This window comes from Chelatococcus sp. HY11, from assembly GCF_018398335.1.
GTDB lineage: Bacteria > Pseudomonadota > Alphaproteobacteria > Rhizobiales > Beijerinckiaceae > Chelatococcus.
Window position 1 is genome coordinate 43,108 of sequence record NZ_JAHBRX010000004.1, and the last position, 17,198, is coordinate 60,305.

Annotated in this window: 15 protein-coding genes; 10 read left to right on the forward strand and 5 right to left on the reverse strand. The window is 62.0% G+C overall.

Annotated elements, in window-relative coordinates; genetic code table 11:
• Positions 1 to 4: 4 nt before the first annotated feature.
• The 10 genes from KIO74_RS30590 to KIO74_RS30635 all read left to right on the forward strand — a co-directional run bounded on the left by KIO74_RS30590 (position 5) and on the right by KIO74_RS30635 (position 11,622).
• Positions 5 to 2,416, forward strand: coding sequence for a VirB4 family type IV secretion/conjugal transfer ATPase (locus KIO74_RS30590; RefSeq protein WP_213339577.1), 2,412 nt, complete (start codon positions 5 to 7; stop codon positions 2,414 to 2,416).
• Positions 2,413 to 3,300 (forward strand): hypothetical protein, encoded by an 888-nt coding sequence (locus tag KIO74_RS30595; RefSeq protein ID WP_034462680.1) that lies wholly within the window; start codon positions 2,413 to 2,415, stop codon positions 3,298 to 3,300. Before KIO74_RS30590 ends, KIO74_RS30595 begins: the two co-directional genes overlap by 4 nt.
• Before the next feature lie 11 nt (positions 3,301 to 3,311).
• Positions 3,312 to 4,022 carry a type IV secretion system protein gene (locus tag KIO74_RS30600; RefSeq protein WP_034462681.1) on the forward strand — a complete coding sequence of 237 codons (711 nt, stop codon included), beginning with the start codon at positions 3,312 to 3,314 and terminating at the stop codon, positions 4,020 to 4,022.
• A gap of 74 nt (positions 4,023 to 4,096) precedes the next feature.
• Positions 4,097 to 4,288, forward strand: a complete 192-nt coding sequence (locus KIO74_RS30605) for a hypothetical protein (RefSeq protein WP_034462682.1) — start codon at positions 4,097 to 4,099, stop codon at positions 4,286 to 4,288.
• Between the two features lie 202 nt (positions 4,289 to 4,490).
• Complete coding sequence (locus KIO74_RS30610; RefSeq protein ID WP_034462683.1) at positions 4,491 to 5,621, forward strand: TrbL/VirB6 family protein; 1,131 nt, start codon at positions 4,491 to 4,493, stop codon at positions 5,619 to 5,621.
• Entirely contained in the window at positions 5,618 to 6,331 is a 714-nt protein-coding gene (locus tag KIO74_RS30615; protein ID WP_213339579.1) for a VirB8 family type IV secretion system protein, read from the forward strand. Before KIO74_RS30610 ends, KIO74_RS30615 begins: the two co-directional genes overlap by 4 nt.
• A complete protein-coding gene (virB9, locus tag KIO74_RS30620; protein ID WP_213339581.1) occupies positions 6,328 to 7,131 on the forward strand; it encodes a P-type conjugative transfer protein VirB9 in 804 nt (267 codons plus the stop codon). The genes KIO74_RS30615 and virB9 overlap by 4 nt, the downstream gene beginning before the upstream one ends.
• Before the next feature lie 6 nt (positions 7,132 to 7,137).
• The gene (virB10, locus tag KIO74_RS30625) at positions 7,138 to 8,484 is read left to right on the forward strand and encodes a type IV secretion system protein VirB10 (protein WP_213339583.1); all 1,347 of its coding nucleotides are present in this window, start codon (positions 7,138 to 7,140) and stop codon (positions 8,482 to 8,484) included.
• Positions 8,447 to 9,484, forward strand: coding sequence for a P-type DNA transfer ATPase VirB11 (gene virB11, locus KIO74_RS30630; protein WP_034462686.1), 1,038 nt, complete (start codon positions 8,447 to 8,449; stop codon positions 9,482 to 9,484). Before virB10 ends, virB11 begins: the two co-directional genes overlap by 38 nt.
• Positions 9,481 to 11,622, forward strand: coding sequence for a type IV secretory system conjugative DNA transfer family protein (locus tag KIO74_RS30635; protein WP_034462687.1), 2,142 nt, complete (start codon positions 9,481 to 9,483; stop codon positions 11,620 to 11,622). Before virB11 ends, KIO74_RS30635 begins: the two co-directional genes overlap by 4 nt.
• Before the next feature lie 78 nt (positions 11,623 to 11,700).
• Here KIO74_RS30635 and KIO74_RS30640 read toward each other — a convergent pair whose 3' ends face one another.
• The 5 genes from KIO74_RS30640 to KIO74_RS30660 form a co-directional block, all read right to left on the reverse strand.
• Positions 11,701 to 12,429, reverse strand: coding sequence for a helix-turn-helix transcriptional regulator (locus KIO74_RS30640; RefSeq protein ID WP_213339585.1), 729 nt, complete (start codon positions 12,427 to 12,429; stop codon positions 11,701 to 11,703).
• 205 nt (positions 12,430 to 12,634) lie between these two features.
• Positions 12,635 to 12,919 carry a copper-binding protein gene (locus KIO74_RS30645; protein WP_034462688.1) on the reverse strand — a complete coding sequence of 95 codons (285 nt, stop codon included), beginning with the start codon at positions 12,917 to 12,919 and terminating at the stop codon, positions 12,635 to 12,637.
• A 26-nt stretch (positions 12,920 to 12,945) separates the two neighbouring features.
• Positions 12,946 to 13,416: a cupredoxin domain-containing protein gene (locus tag KIO74_RS30650; protein ID WP_034462689.1), complete on the reverse strand. Its 471-nt coding sequence runs from the start codon at positions 13,414 to 13,416 to the stop codon at positions 12,946 to 12,948.
• 12 nt (positions 13,417 to 13,428) lie between these two features.
• The gene (locus tag KIO74_RS30655) at positions 13,429 to 14,823 is read right to left on the reverse strand and encodes a multicopper oxidase family protein (protein WP_034462690.1); all 1,395 of its coding nucleotides are present in this window, start codon (positions 14,821 to 14,823) and stop codon (positions 13,429 to 13,431) included.
• Between the two features lie 14 nt (positions 14,824 to 14,837).
• Entirely contained in the window at positions 14,838 to 16,166 is a 1,329-nt protein-coding gene (locus tag KIO74_RS30660) for a TolC family protein (protein WP_244434625.1), read from the reverse strand.
• Positions 16,167 to 17,198: the final 1,032 nt, after the last annotated feature.

Below are 17,198 nucleotides of genomic sequence, written 5' to 3' on the forward strand. Positions count from 1 at the left end.
GATCATGGTCACTCGCGCCCTTCTCGACGAGCTGACCTTCGGCGCCGTCTCCCGCCGCGAGCGGCCGGTTGCGTCGCACGTTCCCTATACCCGGCACGTCGACGACCATATCCTGAAAACGCGTGACGGCCTGGTTCTCACGGTGCTGAAGCTCGACGGCTATTCGTTCGAGACATCCGACATGAGCGAGGTCAACGCCCGTCTGCTCGGCCGCAACGATATCGTCCGCACGCTCGCCAACTCGCGCTTCGCGCTCGCGGCGCACATCGTCCGGCGCGAGGTGCAACCCCGGATCGCGTCGACCTTTGACAATGCGTTGTGCCGCGAGATCGACGAGCGTTACGACGCCTCGCTGTCGAAGCGCCGGATGTTCGTGAACGACATCTATCTCACGATAGTGCGCCGTCCGCTCCAAGGCCAGGCCGGGACCTTCGACGTCGTGATGACGAAGGCGCTCGGCCGCAAGGATGAGGCGGGCGAGTCGGTGGCCATTCAGACCGCCCTCAACGAGTTGCGAGACGCGGCGACCGCCGTTCGCGAGAACCTGTCCGCCTACGGCGCGCGCCAACTGGGCGTCGTGCGGCGGGGCGGCATCTGGTTCTCCGAGCCGCTGGAATTCCTCGTGCAGATCCTGAACGGCGGCCTGCCGCGGCCGATGCACCTGCCCCGGATGGACCTCGCCGACGCGCTCTCCACGAAGCGCCTCTTCTTCGGCCGCAACGCCATCGAGGTCCGCGGCGCCAGCCGTGACGACACGCGGTTCGGCGCGATGATCTCGATCCGGGAATATCCGGCGCAAAGCGGTCCCGGTTCGTTCGACAATCTCCTGCGGGTTCCGCACGAATTCATAGCCACCCAGACCTTCGCCATCGTCGATCGACCGGTCGCCGCCAAACAGATCGACCGCGTGTCGCGGCAAGTCGATATGTCCGACGAGGCCGGTTCGATCGTCGCCGAGCACCTTGACGAGGCCCGGGACGAATTGCTGGCGTCCGAGGCCATCTATGGCGAGCACCATATGACGGTGATGTGCCTCGGCCGCGATCTCGCCGAGGTGGGCGCGGCGGTGACGGCGGTCGGCGCCGCGCTGACCGATCGGTCGGTGATCTGGGTGCGCGAGGACCTAAACTGCGAGCCGGCGTTCTGGTCGCAGCTGCCGGGCAATTTCGCCTATATCGCCCGCAAGGCTGTGATCTCGTCGAAAAACTTCGCCGGCTTCGCCTCGCTGCACAACTATCCGAGCGGGCGGCCCGACGGCAACCACTGGGGGCCCGCAATCTCGGTCTTCGAGACCACGTCGCAGACGGCGTACTATTACAATCATCACGTCCGTGACATCGGCAATTTCACCGTGGTTGGGCCGACCGGGTCGGGCAAGACCGTGTTCCTGTCGTTCATCGCGGCGCAGACGCAACGCATCGAGCCACGCCCCAAGCTCGTCTTCGTCGACAAGGATCGTGGCGCCGAGATCTTCATTCGCGCCCTCGGTGGCCAGTATGAAGCGCTCGTCCCCGGCGAACCCACCGGATTCAATCCGCTGTCGTTGCCCGACTCGGCTGCGAACCGTGAGTTTCTGTATCAACTGTTTGCTTTCATGCTGCGCCCGGCCAAGGGCGGTGATCTCAGCGCGTCCGAGGAGCAGGTGATCCGAAACGCAATCGGAGCAGCGCTTTCAGCCGGGCCGGACGGGCGGACGCTGAAGGCTTTTTCGACCTTGCTGCGCGGTCGCATCCGGGCGGGGGAGGGGGATCTCCTCGCACGCTTGGAAAGTTGGATGCGTCCGGATCAGCGGGGATGGCTGTTCAACAATGATGAGGATCAGTTCTCGATTTCGAGCATCTTCGGTTTCGACATGACGCGGGTTCTCGATGATCCTGTCATCCGAACCGCCGCGCTCATGTACATCTTCCACCGCACCGAGGAGTTGCTCACGGGCGATCCGGTGATGATCTTTCTTGATGAAGGCTGGCGGTTGCTCGACGACGAGGTCTTTGCCTTCTTCATCCGCGATAAACTGAAGACGATCCGCAAGCAGAACGGCATCATCGGCTTCGGCACGCAATCTGCGGCCGATATCGTCCGCTCACGCGCGTCCAACACGCTGATCGAGCAGACCAGCACGAACATCTTCTTTCCGAATCCCAAAGCCGATGACGAGAGCTATCGTCAGGCTTTCCGCCTTTCGGGCCGCGAGGTCGACTGGATTCGCAGCACCGTGCCCGAAAGCCGGTCCTTCCTGATCAAGCACGGCCGGGACAGCGTCGTGGCCCGGCTGAACCTGTCGAGCATGCCCGACCTCATCAAGGTGCTGTCCGGTCGTACCGAGACCGTGGCCGAGCTCGACGCGCTGCGGGCGCGCGTTGGCGACGATCCAGCGGTGTGGCTGCCGATCTTCCTGGGGAGAGACCCTTCATGAAGACCATCCTGATCATTCTCGCGGCGGCCGCGGCGGCTTTGGCCACCCAGGCGCACGCGGCCATCCCGGTCGACGACGCAGCACAGCTTAGCCAACATTCGTTGACAGCCAGCACGACGGTCAAACTCGTACCGGTGACGACGCAGCGCAAGGACGCCAATAGCGGCGTCAAATGCGCGGTGACCACGGGCAAGAAGGCCAACGTCACCGATCCGACCGTGAAGCCGCAGGCGGGCGCCGGCAGCCAGGCCATTCGCTCCTATGCGCCGGACATGCCCGCCGCTCCCGATCCTGGGGCGCAAGGCGGCGCGCTGAACAGCCAGACATTGTTTCAGTCGAGCGGCAATGTGATTGCCGGTCTCGATGCCAGTCGCTCGACGCTTGGCGCCGCGCAGTCTGGGTTTCAGGTCGCGGGCCAGCAGGTCGGCACGGGCTCGACCGTGATGGCGGCGATGGACATGAACAGCGCGGCGCGGCTGCAGAACAACCTTGCCTGGAATGGCGTCATTGATTCGACGAACCTTTGGGTCACCGCCCTGAACGCGCTCAACCTCGCCAGAACGAGCGACATGAGCCGGGCGGCCGGGGGCATGCGGGCGGCGACGGGGGGACGGCCCGCCTCCGGTCCGGTCTGTCCCGTGGGCATGATCGGGACCGGCTCGCCGACTGACCCTTGCCGGACGCCGACGGGATGCTCGACCACGCCACCAGGCACGAACCCCGACCCTGGATGCGTCAGCGCCCGCTACGTCGACACTGAGGGCAACGTCATCTTTTACCTCGCACAGGCGCAAAGCACGCCGGCGAACGGCGCGTCGGCCGGGGGCTTGACTGTCGCCGACGTCGCCGCGGCGCTGGCCGCGATCAACAACGACACCCGCTAGGGAGGATTTTCATGCGCACCATCCTTGCCCTCGTCGCCGTCATCGTGACCGCCCAATTGTCGCCAGCGTGGGCGCAAGTCCCGGTCATCGACAACGCCAACCTGCAAAAGGCCCAGGAGATCGCAACCAGCACCCAGAAAATCCTGACCGCCGATCAGCAGATCATGCAGTTCACCCAGAAGACGCTGCAAGCGGTGACGGGCGATCGCTCGTCCCAGGCGCAAGGAACCCTCGCACAAATGGCCCTCGGCGGCGGCTTCTCCATGGCGCAGGCGCCCTCCCTCGGATCGGTGATCTCGGGCGGGGCGCTGTCCTTCGCCGGCATGGGCTCGAATTCGCAGAACATCGTGTCGACGCTGATCAATGGCCTGCAGCTCGTACAGACGATCACCGGTCTCACCAGCGGGCAGAGCCATCCCGTGGACACGGCTTACAAGAGTTCGGTGAACGTCGCCGCTACCCTCTCCGGCCTTATCAATTCGACACAGAGCGCGGTGCAGCAGCGTTCGAGCGCTTTCAAGCAGGGAGGCCAGCAGATCGGCCAGGCGCAGGATCTGAAAGGCAGCATCGATCAGAACACCCAGGTCCAGGTTCAAACAGGTTTGACGATCAATGAGCTGAACGGTGTTGCGAACAACGCAGCAGCCGCGGCGAACCAGGCCAATCTCGATCGCATCGCGGCGGAGTCGGCTGCGGCGCGCGCCATGAAGTTCACCCAGTAAGGTAAGGGGCGTCTCGCCTCTGAGGCGTCTCGTGAAAGCTCCGGGATGGCGCAACACAACATTTGGGGGCCCTGATGACGAAGACCATTGTCATCGCGATAGCCGTTGTCGCCCTTGCCGCCGGCATTGCCATCGGGCGCTTCGCGCTGAAGGCACCAACGCCGGCCGCGACGAGCGCGGCCGAGACGACGCCAAAGCAGGACGGCGCCGCGGAAGCGGCGTCACGGGCCATGACGTTCACCCAACCCAAGGCGCCAACGCGGTGAGAATTATCCTCCCTCTCACGACCAGTCTCCTGCTTGCGCTCGCGGTCGGCGGCTGCGCTTACAAGCCCTTGAAAGCGCCGTGCTCGCCCGATGAGGGAGGCGCGCCACTCGCCTATGCGCAACTTCCCCCAGCGCCATCCGCTCGCGCCGCGATTCATGCCGTCGATTCCTGCGGCCCGATGCGGCCGATCTGAGGAGTCCGATGGCCAACAACTTCAATATCACCTCGCTGCTGCAATCGGTCGATCAGCTGGGCCAGAATTACGTTTCGACGGCCTATCAGGCCCTCGCGAACGCGGCGACATCGGGTGGGACGACCGGCGTCGCCGGCCTGCTTCTGACGCTATACGTGATCTTCTGGGGTGTTGGAATCTGGCAGGGCACAGCCAGTGGCGGCCCGTCGGATCACGCCTTCCGGCTGTTTCGCGCGGTGATGATTTATGTCCTGGCGACGCGCTGGGGCGAATTCCAGACCTTCGTCTATACGGTCTTGAATGACGGCCCCTCGGCCATCGGCAACGCGCTCCTCAGCGCGGTCACGTCCGCCAACAACACCGGTACTTCGGCGAATCTGACCTCGGTCAACGCGGTTCAGTCGGCGTTGCAGAATATGTGGGACACTACCAATAGCGCGACGGAGGCATTTCTGCAGAATGCCGGCATCACCAATTGGGGCCCCTACATCTTCGCCGCCGTGTTCTATGTGGTCATGGCGATCTTGATCGGTTTTGCCATCTTCTTGATCGTTCTGTCGAAGATGTTCATGTGGCTGCTGCTCGCGCTGGCACCGTTGTTCATTATCCTGCTCCTGTTCGGAGTCACGTCGCGTTTCTTCAGCGGTTGGATGAGCTCGCTCGTGCAGTATTTCCTCGTGCAGGTGCTGGTCTATGCCTTTCTCGCCTTCTATGTCTCGCTGATCCAGCAATCGATCGACACGCTGAATGGCGTTGCCAACAGCAAGTCGGCGACCTGGGCGACGATCGGCCCGGTGGTGCTGCTCGCCATCATCGGCATCCTGCTGCTGAGCCAGATCAACAACATGGCGGCTGCGATCGCTGGCGGCGTTCCGATCTTCGCACCCCGGTTGGGCGCGGTGCTGGCCACCGCTTCGGGTTACCGGATGGGAGCGGCCGCCAACCGTGCGCGCCTCGCCCTTCGCAACCCGTTCAACCCTGCCTCGCTATCACGGCGCGAAGAATTGGCCTCCCGGCAGAGAGCGCGTGTCGGCCTCCGCTCTGCGCGCTGGTCGCAATCCGCAGAGTTTCGTCGGCTTGCTGACCAGCTCCGCAACTCCGGCGCACCGCCGGCGCAGAGCGGGGGAGGGCGGCCATGACGGAGACCGCCGCGGAGCCCGACCGCGTGGATCCGCGCTACTACGCCGACGGCGCGACCTGGGAGCAAGATATCGCCCGGCGCAATCGCAATTCGCGCGCCCTCGCCTGGATCGTCGCCACGGTGATGACTGTAGTCGCCGTCACCGCGCTGGCTGTCCTGGCGCTCCTCGTGCCGCTCAAGACCTACGAGCCCTACATGGTCGTCGTCGACAAAACCACGGGGTTCGTCGAGGTCAAGCGGCCGACGGCGGAGGGACCCCTGACGCAGGACGAGGCGGTGACGATGTTCAATGTCGTCCGCTACATCAAGGCACGCGAGACCTACGATCCGAAGGCACTGAAAGACAATTTCGATCTCGCCCAGCTTCTCGCAGCCGGAGACGCTGCCCGCGAGCTCACGGAGATCCACTCGCCGGCTAATCCCAACAACCCGGTGAAGATCTATGGGACCAACACCGAGGTCAGCGTCACCATCAAGTCGGTGACCTTCCCGAACAACCGCACCGCGCTGGTCCGCTTCTCGACCGACGAGAAGTCCGCGACCAACATCGTGACCAGACATTGGGTTTCGCTGGTGCGCTTTCGTTATACGTCTGTGCCAATGCGCAACGAATGGCGCTTCGACAATCCGCTCGGCTTCCAGGTGCTGGAATATCGGCGTGACCAGGAATCGGCGCCGACTCCGCGCAGTGCAGGACAGCAGCCATGATGCGGCCGTACGCTTCCGCCCTTCTCACGCTGTTGCTGTCAGCGGGCGTGGCGTTCGCAGAATCGACGCCACGCCCGGGCCGGCTGGACCCGCGCGTGCGCGATGTCGTCTACAGCCGCGACAATGTCACCGCGATTGACGCGACTTATGGCACGTCGACGATGATTCAGCTTCAGCCTGACGAAAAGGTCGAGACGCTGGCGCTCGGCGATTCCATTGCCTGGCGTGTCGAGCCGAATCGAAAAGGCGACATCATCTTCATCAAGCCTGTGGAGAAGAACGCCCAATCCAATCTCAACGTCGTCACCGACAAGCGGGTCTACTCCTTCCTGCTGCGTTCGAACACGCGCCCACCCTCGAGTCAGATCTACGCCGTGCGCTTCCGTTTTCCCGACGACGAGGTCAATGCCCGCCTCCTCGCCGAAGCCAAGGAGCGCGCGGCCAATCCGAATCTAAAAGCGCTGAACATCGCGAATGCCAACAGCAACTACGGCTATAAGGGATCATCAACCAACAAGCCGGTCGCCGTCTTCGACGACGGGACAAAGACCTGGTTTCGGTTCGAAGGTGAAACGCCGGCGATCTACATCGTCGATGCTGATCGCAATGAAAGCCTCGTCAATTTCCGAACCGAGGGACCGTATGTCGTTGTCGACAAGGTTTCCCCGCAATGGACCCTGCGCAACGGCAAGGAATCGACCTGCATCTTCAACCGCCGCCTGACCAATGTGCGTGAGCCGACAGGCCTCGAGCCTTATGCGCCGCAACGCGTCGGCGCGGCCATCGCTTCGGGAGGTTGAGCGCGCATGCCGACGGCCGACGAATATCGATCACTGGAGCTCGAGGCGGCCGCCGCCAGTTCTGTCGCCAGGGGGCGCACCGCTCTCGGCGGTTTCTTGAAGATTGTTATCCCGCTGGGCGCGGTGGTGATCGCTGCCTGGCTCATCTACGGATCGCTGGCCCGCCGGACCCCCACGTTGACGACGCCGGACAAAGAAGAATTCACCACCACGCAGTTTCCCGCGCCGTCGCTTTCGACGCCCCGCCCGCAAACCGACCAAGGCACGATCGTCGTGCCGTCGGCGCCCCCCGAAGCCACACCACCCGCACCTCCAGTCGCACCGCCGCTCGCCTTGCCTCCCCCGCCGGCGCCGGAACCGCCCCTTGCGGCGGCGCCGCCCAACGACGACGAGGCGAGGCGGCTCGCGGAGCTCGAGCGGCAACGTCAGGAGGAGGAACGGCGGCGTTGGGAGCGGCTGCGAGCGCCGCAGGTCATCGCAGACAACGCCTCGGCGGCCGCCGCTGCCAACGGCGAGGAGGGGCCCCGTGGCGCGGCAGGCAACGAGGACGATCCCAATCGGCGTTTTCTTGCCTCCGTCTCTGCTGCGGGCGTCGAGGTGGCCCGCGCCACAAAGAACAACCGCATTGACGCGCTCGTGGCCCAAGGCACACTGATCCGCGGGGTTCTGGAAACGGCCGTACAAAGCGACCTACCCGGCATGGTGCGCGCCGTGGTGACCGAGAACGTCTGGTCGTTCGACGGCCGGCGGGTGCTTATCCCCTCCGGCAGCCGCTTAATCGGCGAGTATCGCTCCGGCATCGCCCAGGGCCAGACCCGCGTCTTCATCGTATGGACCCGGATGCTGCGGTCCGATGGCGTCTCGGTCCAACTCGGCTCGAATGGCGCGGACGAGCTCGGCCGGGCCGGCAACGCTGGTTTCGTCGACAATCACTATCTCGAGCGCTTCGGCTCGGCGATCGTGTTGTCGCTGGTCGGCGGCGGAGCCCAGTTCCTCAGCGCCTATGGGCAAAACACCGACGGCTATGGCAACGGCACGGTCATCACCACCACCGATCCCGTGACGGGCGTGGTGACGCAAACCCAAACTGGTGTGAACCAGAACCAGCTTTCGTTGCAGGCCCGTCAGATCGCCGCGCAGAACATCTCTCAGACCTTGACCAACATTGCCCAGGAGGCCCTGCGCAACTCCATCAACATTCCACCGACCATCTACCTCGACCAGGGCACGCGCATCATCGTGTTCGTGCGGCGCGATCTCGATTTCTCGGCGCTGTATCCGGATCCGGTCAGGGAAGCCCTCAGGGAGCTGAAGCGTGAGCGTAGTGGCGCGAAGCCTGACGGTCTTCATTGATCGTGCACTGGAGCCGATCCGGCCTTGGCTCGAGGACGACCAGGTCGTAGAGATCTGTGCCAACGGGCCGGGCGAAGTCTGGATCGAACGGTTCGGACAGTCGGCGATGGAGCGTTACGACGTGCCGGCGTTGACCGAGCACGCGATCCGCCACCTGGCCGAGCGTGTCGCGGGTCATTCCGGGCAAAGCATCAATGAAGAGCATCCGCTCCTGTCCGCAGCATTACCGACTGGCGAGCGCTTTCAGGGCGTTATTCCACCCGCCACGACCTCGGGAGGCGCCTTTGCCATCCGCAAGCAGGTCATCAAGGAGATGCGGCTCGACGACTATCGCCGCATGGGATCCTTCGACAAGGTCGCGATGGCGGAAGAGGGGGCCTTGTCCGACGTCGATCGCCGCTTGTGCGAACATCTCGACGCCAGTCGCATCGAGGACTTCATAAAGCTGGCCGTTGTCAGTCGATATTCGATCCTCCTTTCGGGAGGGACAAGCTCCGGAAAGACAACGTTTCTGAACGCGATCCTTAAGGAAGTACCGGCGGACGAGCGCATCATCACGATCGAGGACACGCGCGAGGTCAATCCGATCCAGAAGAACTATCTTCCATTGGTGGCCTCGAAGGGGGACCAGGGCGAAGCGCGGGTTACGGTCGAAACGCTCCTGCAGGCCTCGATGCGCCTGCGTCCGGACCGCATTTTCCTCGGCGAGATCCGCGGCGCCGAGGCCTATTCGTTTCTGAGAGCGATCAACACGGGACATCCCGGCAGCATCACGACGGTCCATGCCGACAGCTCGGCCGGCGCCTTTGAACAGCTGGCGCTGATGGTCATGCAGGCAGGCCTTGGTCTGCGCCGCGACGAGATCATTGCCTACATCAAATCAGTCCTTCCAATCGTCGTTCAGCAGACCAAGGTTGGCGGCTGGCGGGGCACATCGGAGATCTATTTCGCGCGGATGGCAGACTGGCGGCGTGAACAGGCGACGGGGGGTGACGGATGAGCCGCATCATCGCATTCCGGATCGGCGTCGGGCTCCTCGTCCTTCTGGCATTCTTGTTGTTGTGGAGCCTGGCGTACGAGGTCGTGGTCGCGCTCCGCTGGGCGCCACAGCGGTTTCCAAGCGAGGGCGCAAGCAGGTGGGCCTTGTTCGCGATGCAGAATGCCGACCGTTCGGCTGATTTCTTTCTGGTGGCCTGGCGTCACTTCTACGACAGGCTGCTCTATCCTCCGACGCGGACCGAGGCGTTTATCCGAGCCGGCTATGCCGCCGCCGCGGTGCTCGCACTAGGTCTTGCGGGGGCACTCTTCGCTTTCATCAATCGCAGACAAATGCCCTATGGTGCCGCTCGCTTCGGCCATCTGATGGAAGCCGCAAGGCAGGGCCTGACCGCCAAGCGGGGCATCGTGCTCGGATTGCTCAGTGGCGCCACCATCCGGTCCGACGAACCTGCGCATATCCTCGTGGTCGGACCATCGCGGTCCGGAAAAGGAACGGGCTTTGTTCTGCCCAACGGCTATTTGTGGCAAGGCTCGGCGGTCTTCTTCGATCCCAAGCGCGAGAACTTCGAGGCCCTCGCCAACCATCGCATGGCGATGGGCAACAAGGTCTTCATGTTCTCGCCCGGCTCGAACGACACACATCGCTACAATCCGCTTGATTTCGTGCGCCGGGACGAGCGCATGGCGACCGACTGTCTTGTCGTTGCCTCCTTCGTCATTCCGGAAAAAGCCGACGATACCTGGGCTGGTGCCGGGCGGCTGCTGCTTTCCGCGCTGATCGGCTATGTGCTCTCCTCGCCGCTCGTCGAGGGCGCTCAGCATATGCGCACGGTGGCCCGGATGACGACCACCGGCAAGGACATCTCGACGGTGTTGCGGGCGATCGTCCGCACCGAGCGGCAGCACCTGCCGACCTGGGTGGTCGACAGCTTCAACCAGTACATCGCGCTCGAGCCGGAGACGCGCAACAGCGCGGTCTTCAACGTCAACATGGCGATGAGCCTTTGGAACAACGGTCTCATCTCGGCCGCGACGGAAACCTCGGACTTCGACATCCGGGAGCTGCGGCGCACGCCGATGACCATCTTCATCGGATGCACGATCGCCGAGCTTTCAATCTTCCGGCCGCTCATTCGCATCTTGTTCCAGCAGATCCACGATCTCTTGATGGTCAAGATCCCTGGGGAGGACGAGCCGTATCAGGTTCTCCTGATGCTCGACGAATTCTACCACGTCGGCCGGATGGATTCGCTGATCTCAAAGATCACGATCAGCGCCGGGTACGGCTTCCGGATGGCGATCGTGATGCAGGACCTCGCGCAGTTGGACGAGCTCTATGGCAGGAACACGCGTATCACCACGGTGTCCGGCTCTCAGATCAAGCTGTTCATCCAGATCAACGATCTCGATACTTCCGAGTTCGTGTCGGAGATGCTGGGGGAGACTACACAGGTGTATAAGACGCCGATCCAGCGGCCGGGGCAGGGCATCTTTGCGCCCCGGGTCTGGGCGCCGCATTACACGCCGCGGCCGCTACGCAGTCCTCTCGAATTGCGGGAAATGTCCCCGCGCCTCTCGATCTTGATGGTCAAGAACTCACCGTCCTTCGAACTCACAAAGATCCGACACTATCTGGATAAGCCGTATAGACGATACTTCGAACGCGCCAAGGGCTCTCCGCCGGAGTTGCCGCGATTGCCGGCTTGGCACGACGAGGCGTTGCAGGGGGCAATCAATCCGGCTCCGGAACCCGCCCAAGACAATGGTGAGCCCGCATCCGTAGAGCCGGCGCGCACGCTAAAGCCAAAGCCGAAGTCGCGGCGGACACCATCGAAGCCGGCCTCCAAGGCAAAGGCGACGCCGCCAGATGGCGAGCCGGCGTTGCTTTTGACACCGCGCCGCGCTCCAACCCATCCGGCAGAGCCAAAGCGCAAAGAACTATCTCTTGGCGCGCAGCCGCCCGCGCCGGTGGGCGAGAACTGTGACGTTCGTGAGATATTGGCGGCGGCGGCGGCCGACCAGAGCGAGGACTTCGTTTCTATGATTGATGTATTAAGGGCGGCGCCGGGGTCGGAGGTGCAAGAAGCGTTCGACACTCTTCGTTCGCTCAATCGATCATTTGGAGAAAGCGAAAGGTGACGCCGCCGCACTTGCTATCTCCCGTCCGTGCCCTCGATCTCGCAAGCGAGCCGGCCGCGCGGCTAGCGTGGCCCCATGCTACCCGAGGAGCTTGATACGCAGAGCCGTGGCTATGGCATGCGCCTTGTTGGCGGCTCCGAGCTTCTGGCGCGCGGATGCGACGTGTTTCAATACGGTCGATCGGGAGATTCCCAAGATCATTGAGATTTCCCAGTCGGTCTTTCCCTCACCAGCCCACAGCAGGCAGTCGTATTCGCGGGGAGTGAGAGCCTGCGTAAGGCGTTTGCGGGTAGCTTTCCGATGAAGATGACTTCCGACTGCGTAGCTCGCTGCAAAATGCAGTGAGGCCAATTCCGCCACGTCGGTGACGGTAGTCGGACCGCCGAACGAGACTGCTGCCAGGCTCCCTTCGAGGGTATAGATCGGAACAACGTAGCCGTCTTTCAGCCCAAACTCCGAGGCTTCGCCGCCAATAAGGTAGACGTCATCGGGTTGAGGTGACGCCACGTAGGCCTCTTTCCAGGTGAAGGGCGTGCGTTGGTGAAGCAAATGTGTGACCACCGGATCGCGGAATACGTAGCCACTGGCGTTGTACCGCGCTGCCCATTGGTTCGGAAGCGCCTGAAATATGATGCGGGACGGTAGCTCGGCCAGCGGTATCGGCCTCAAAGGAACGATCCCGCCGAAGATGGACGTGAAGCCCAATCCTGCGGCGAACGCTAGCAGGCAGCGTTCCGCCTCTTCTGTGGATTGAGCTTTTTCAATGGCGTCGATGAAGCACAAGGTTCTTTCAAAGCGGTCGCTCATTCGGGCCTCGCCCATTTAAGAAAGGGATCCCTATTGGTTGGGAACTCTCCTTGATTCTGGTGTTTGAACTCAGTGCCGTGACGATGGCGTAAGCATCGCTTGCGTTGCCGATGACATAACCCGCAGTTCGCGACACTTCCTGTAGTTTTCCTACGTCGCTAGCAATGCAGGGAGACACGACTGTGCCCCCCTGCGTCAAACGGCGCTATTTCGCCTTTTCGATCTTCGTCACCGTGAGCCGACCGTTGACACGGTCCGCTTCAAACTTAACCTTGTCGCCGACTTTAATTGTCTTAAGCATCGCCGGATCTGCAACGTTGAAGACCATGGTCATGCCGTCCATATCGAGGTTCTTGATCGGACCGTGCTTCAGCGTCAGCTTATTTTGCGGAGCGTCGATCTTGGTGACTTGACCGTCGGTGGGCACAGCTTGCGCGTAAACCGCAGTCGAAAGGGATGCGGCCGCAAGGCCGAGTAAGAGTTTGCGCATGAGATTATCTCCTGTTTTTGGTTCGCTTAATTGACGATGATCGTCCCGAACATCCCGGACTCCCGGTGGCCCGGGATCAGGCAGGAGAAGTCGAATTCTCCCGCCTTGGTAAACTTCCAAAGGATCTCCCCGGTCTTCTTGGGGGCGAGTCTTTTCGCGTTCGGATCGTCATGCTCCATATCGGGATTTTTCTGCATCTCGATCCCGTGCTTGAGATTCTCCTCAAGGGTGCCGATTACGAGCTCGTGATCTGTCTCACCGTTGTTACGGAGCTGGAATTTGACCTGCTCCCCCCGCCGAATATTAATTCGGTTTGGTATGAACTCCATCTTTCCGTCAGACTCCCGCATGGTGACTTGAACGATGCGGGCGGACTGTTTCGGGTTTCCGGGCTCGCCATAGGCGCGATCGTCGCCATGAGAATGGCCTGGGTCCGCGAATGCGCTTGTCGAGAGAAACAGCGCTGCAAACCCTGCAATGATTATCTGGGTCTTCATGAAAGCTCCTACTCAGTGGTTGCCGTGGGACGATTTTCTGCCGGGCTTTACGACGTTGAACGCGGCAGCTTTACTTTCGGGCGTCGACGCGGGGGCGCGCTCCGCCTTCTTCGGTTCGCCCTTCCACTCGAAGGACACCGTTCCTTCCGGGTGCTTGAACCATCCCGGATCCTTGTAGTCATGGGCGGCGAGGCCCTCGCGCACCTTCACGACGGAGAACATGCCCCCCATCTCGATAGAGCCAAACTGACCCCATCCGGTCATCATCGGCAGGGTGTTGTCAGGAAGCGGCATTTCCATTTCGCCCATGTCGGCCATGCCCGCTGTGCCCATAGGCATGTAATCCGGAACGAGTTTTCTGACCTTCTTGGCAATCTCGCGCTTATCCACGCCAATGAAGGTGCTGAGTTCGTGCCCCATCGCGTTCATCGTGTGATGGGATTTGTGGCAGTGGATTGCCCAATCGCCAGGTTTATCCGCCACGAAGTCAAAGGCGCGCATTTGACCGACTGCGCAATCGACGGTGACCTCGGGCCACGCGGCCGCCTCCGGGACCCAACCACCGTCGGTGCAGGACACCTTGAAATCGTAGCCGTGCATGTGAATGGGATGATTGGTCATGGTGAGATTGCCAAAGCGGATCCGCACCTTGTCTCCCTTGCCGGCCACAATGTGATCGATGCCTGGGAACACACGGGTGTTCCAGGTCCACATGTTGAAGTCAGTCATCTCGGCGACGCGCGGCACGTAGGTGCCGGGCTCGATATCGTAAGACGCCATGAGAAAGACGAAGTCCCGATCCACCCGGCGAAACGCTGGGTCCCTCGGATGCACGACAAAGAACCCCATCATCCCCATGGCCATCTGGACCATCTCGTCGGAATGCGGGTGGTACATGAACGTACCGCTCTTCTGCAGCTGAAACTCGTAGACGAATGTCTTCCCGACGGGAATGTGGGGCTGCACAAGACCGCCGACGCCGTCCATTCCATTGGGCAACAGCTGGCCATGCCAATGGATCGTGGTGTGCTCCGGCAGCTTGTTGGTGACAAAGATCCGGACCTTGTCGCCCTCGACCGCTTCGATAGTCGGGCCGGGGGATTGGCCGTTGTAGCCCCAAAGGTGCCCAACCATGCCGGGCGAGAATTCACGCACGACCGGCTCTGCGACTAGATGGAATTCTTTCCAGTCGCCGTTCATGCGCCACGGCAGCGTCCAGCCGTTAAGCGTTACCACAGGATTGTAGTCCGGCCCCGTTTGCGGCACCAAGGGAGGCTGCATGAGAGGGCTCTTCATGGTCGGCGCCTCCGGCACCGAAGCGAAAGCCGTGCGGCCAGAGACCGCGCCCGCGCTGACGAGCGTGATGCCGCCAGCGGCGCTTAAGAAATTTCGACGTGAAACAGTCATTTTTTGGGCTCCGATTATTGTCCGTCGGCGACACGAGTCGCCGCGCCTGGCCCCGAACCGCCACCTTGAATGGCTGCATCGAAATCGACCCGGGCCGTGAAATAGTCTCGCTGTGCATCAATAGCCGCGACGTTGCTGTCGATACCTTCGCGGAAGGTTGTGAGCAGCACGAAGAGATCGATGAGCATGCCATTGTATTCGAGCAATGACTGTTCGTTCACCGTGCGGCGCAACGGCACAATCTTATTGCGATATGCGAGCGCAATCTCGTAGGCAGCACGATAGGTTAGATATGCGCCCCGCGCTTCCGAGCGAATGTTGACCGCCTGCTCCGCGAAGCGATTGACTGCCATCGAATAGGTTTCGACCGCACGGCGCCGCGTGGTCTCACCGAAATCGAAGACCGGGATCTCGATTGCGAGATCGAGCGAGTGGCCTGCGGCTCTCGACTTTTCGACAATGCCATCGACCTTGCTGCGCTCGAACTGCGAGATCCCGGCCAGTTCGAAGGCCGAGATGTAGCGTGTCGCCTGTTCCAGGCGCAGAGACGTGGCGAGAGCGTCGAGATCCAGTCGAGATGCGATGAGGTCGACGCGCTTGCGGATCGCCTGGACCTCGACGGCCTGTTGAGTGGGCAAGCGCTGTGGCAGACGCGGCAAGTCGCTCGGAAGCTTATAACTGAGGTCGCTGCCCCAGATCCCCAGGCTACGCGTCAGCGCCTCGCGGGTCGTTCCTACCTCGAGCCGAGCTGCTGCCAGTTCGTTAGCAACCTCCGCATAGAATGCGGCCGCGCGCGCCTGATCGAGCTTTTTCGCCGCTCCCGTTTCGCCAAGGCGGCGCGTGAGATCGGCGGCAGCATCAGCGCTTGTACGCGCCTGGTCCAGGAAGTTTGCCTTCTGACGCGCGGCAACAGCGGCGTAGTAGGCCTTACGAGCGTTTACCGCCGTTCTGAAGGTGCCATCGATTGCGCGGTACCTTGCAGCCTCGAACTGAAGCTCGCCGATGGCACGCCGGGTTGGCTGGGTCAGAAGAGACAGAAGGTTGGCAATAATGCGCCGTTCGACGTCGAGCGTGCCGTCGATGACTGAGCGGCCGACCGCGACAGTCGGATTGGGCGGCAAGCTCGCCTCAACGAACGCGACTTCCGAAAGACCGAGAGCGTTGTATTCCGCCTGCAATCCCCGATTGTTCAACAGTGCAATCTGCACGGCAGAATCGGGCGTTAGCGGCTTGGCAAGAAGTGCCTTGATGCGGGACTGCGCATAACTGGCCTCCGCCGGCGACGTGATCTTGATGGTGTCTTTGCCGATAGTGGCACCAACTTGCTGGGCCACGGGCTGCATTCCCCCATCAGGCGAAAACGTCGCACACCCGCCTAGGGCCAACGTAAACGAGCCCACGAGGGAAAGCTTCTTGGCAGACGAGCGTGCACGAAAGATTGCGAAGATTGCGTTGGCCGGGCTCATTTGTTGCCCCCCATGCGGGGAGCGACACGCTGGTTTTGCTCGATCCAGGATTTCGGCTCAACGGGCCGATAGTCGATGGTTCCCGCCGAAACGGGCACATACCGAGTAGGGGGCACTCGAGCGGCTGGATCAGCCGGATCGGCCCCCGCTTGAAGCACAGGGAATTCTGCGCAGCCGGAAAGGGCGACAGACGTCGCCACTACAACGATAAATCTCATTACGGTTATGGTCCTCGAAGATCAGCCAGGTCGACCGAGAGCGTTACGCATGCTCGGCGTGGGGACGGCATCCTTCGCAAGCGGCGGCGTACGCGGCTTCGAAGGTCGTCGGCTGATATCCGGGAACGGGACGTTAAGACGGACAATGTCCGTCAAAGGTTCAGATCGCCAAATCTCCTACCGACGACTTATGCGCCGACGGCTCTCGGAGGACGATCGAGGCGACCGAGCTGCTGCTGCTTGAGGCCGTATTCTAAGGGGAAGGGCTTGATCATCCTCGCGAAAGCGACCACTGTGACCATGGATGTCGTTGTCGCAATGGTGGCGTGGCAAGCCATTGTGCCGCAGCAGGATTGAGCTGGGTCCTTCGACTGATGCCCACCCTCACAAGTCGATGTGGAGGCGCTAGAGCAATCCACCACCGCTTGGTAACGCATCTTAGATTCGTGGGAAGAATGCTGGCCCGCAGCATGCTCCGCCGTGGTAGATGAATGCGAATGCGCATTGAGCGGAGAATGAGCCATCGCGGACGTAGTGATTGCCCACGTCGCGTTCGTCATCAAGACGGCGAGCGTCGCGAGAAGAATCACAAAGGAGCGGAATCGTCTGAGCATGGCCGGTCCGAGCATACAGTCGGGAGCCCCCTTGGCAAGAGGCTATGTGGGAAAAGAACGTGGCATGAACATTCGAC

What these genes read in the sequence shown, in the direction of transcription:
- KIO74_RS30650 (WP_034462689.1), bottom strand. Translation starts at nt 13,416, where the DNA reads ATGAAGACCCAGATAATCATTGCAGGGTTTGCAGCGCTGTTTCTCTCG.
- KIO74_RS30640 (WP_213339585.1), bottom strand. Translation starts at nt 12,429, where the DNA reads ATGAGCGACCGCTTTGAAAGAACCTTGTGCTTCATCGACGCCATTGAA.
- KIO74_RS30660 (WP_244434625.1), bottom strand. Translation starts at nt 16,166, where the DNA reads ATGCAGCCCGTGGCCCAGCAAGTTGGTGCCACTATCGGCAAAGACACC.
- KIO74_RS30655 (WP_034462690.1), bottom strand. Translation starts at nt 14,823, where the DNA reads ATGACTGTTTCACGTCGAAATTTCTTAAGCGCCGCTGGCGGCATCACG.
- KIO74_RS30635 (WP_034462687.1), top strand. Translation starts at nt 9,481, where the DNA reads ATGAGCCGCATCATCGCATTCCGGATCGGCGTCGGGCTCCTCGTCCTT.
- KIO74_RS30605 (WP_034462682.1), top strand. Translation starts at nt 4,097, where the DNA reads ATGACGAAGACCATTGTCATCGCGATAGCCGTTGTCGCCCTTGCCGCC.
- virB9 (WP_213339581.1), top strand. Translation starts at nt 6,328, where the DNA reads ATGATGCGGCCGTACGCTTCCGCCCTTCTCACGCTGTTGCTGTCAGCG.
- KIO74_RS30600 (WP_034462681.1), top strand. Translation starts at nt 3,312, where the DNA reads ATGCGCACCATCCTTGCCCTCGTCGCCGTCATCGTGACCGCCCAATTG.
- KIO74_RS30615 (WP_213339579.1), top strand. Translation starts at nt 5,618, where the DNA reads ATGACGGAGACCGCCGCGGAGCCCGACCGCGTGGATCCGCGCTACTAC.
- KIO74_RS30610 (WP_034462683.1), top strand. Translation starts at nt 4,491, where the DNA reads ATGGCCAACAACTTCAATATCACCTCGCTGCTGCAATCGGTCGATCAG.
- KIO74_RS30645 (WP_034462688.1), bottom strand. Translation starts at nt 12,919, where the DNA reads ATGCGCAAACTCTTACTCGGCCTTGCGGCCGCATCCCTTTCGACTGCG.
- virB10 (WP_213339583.1), top strand. Translation starts at nt 7,138, where the DNA reads ATGCCGACGGCCGACGAATATCGATCACTGGAGCTCGAGGCGGCCGCC.
- KIO74_RS30590 (WP_213339577.1), top strand. Translation starts at nt 5, where the DNA reads ATGGTCACTCGCGCCCTTCTCGACGAGCTGACCTTCGGCGCCGTCTCC.
- KIO74_RS30595 (WP_034462680.1), top strand. Translation starts at nt 2,413, where the DNA reads ATGAAGACCATCCTGATCATTCTCGCGGCGGCCGCGGCGGCTTTGGCC.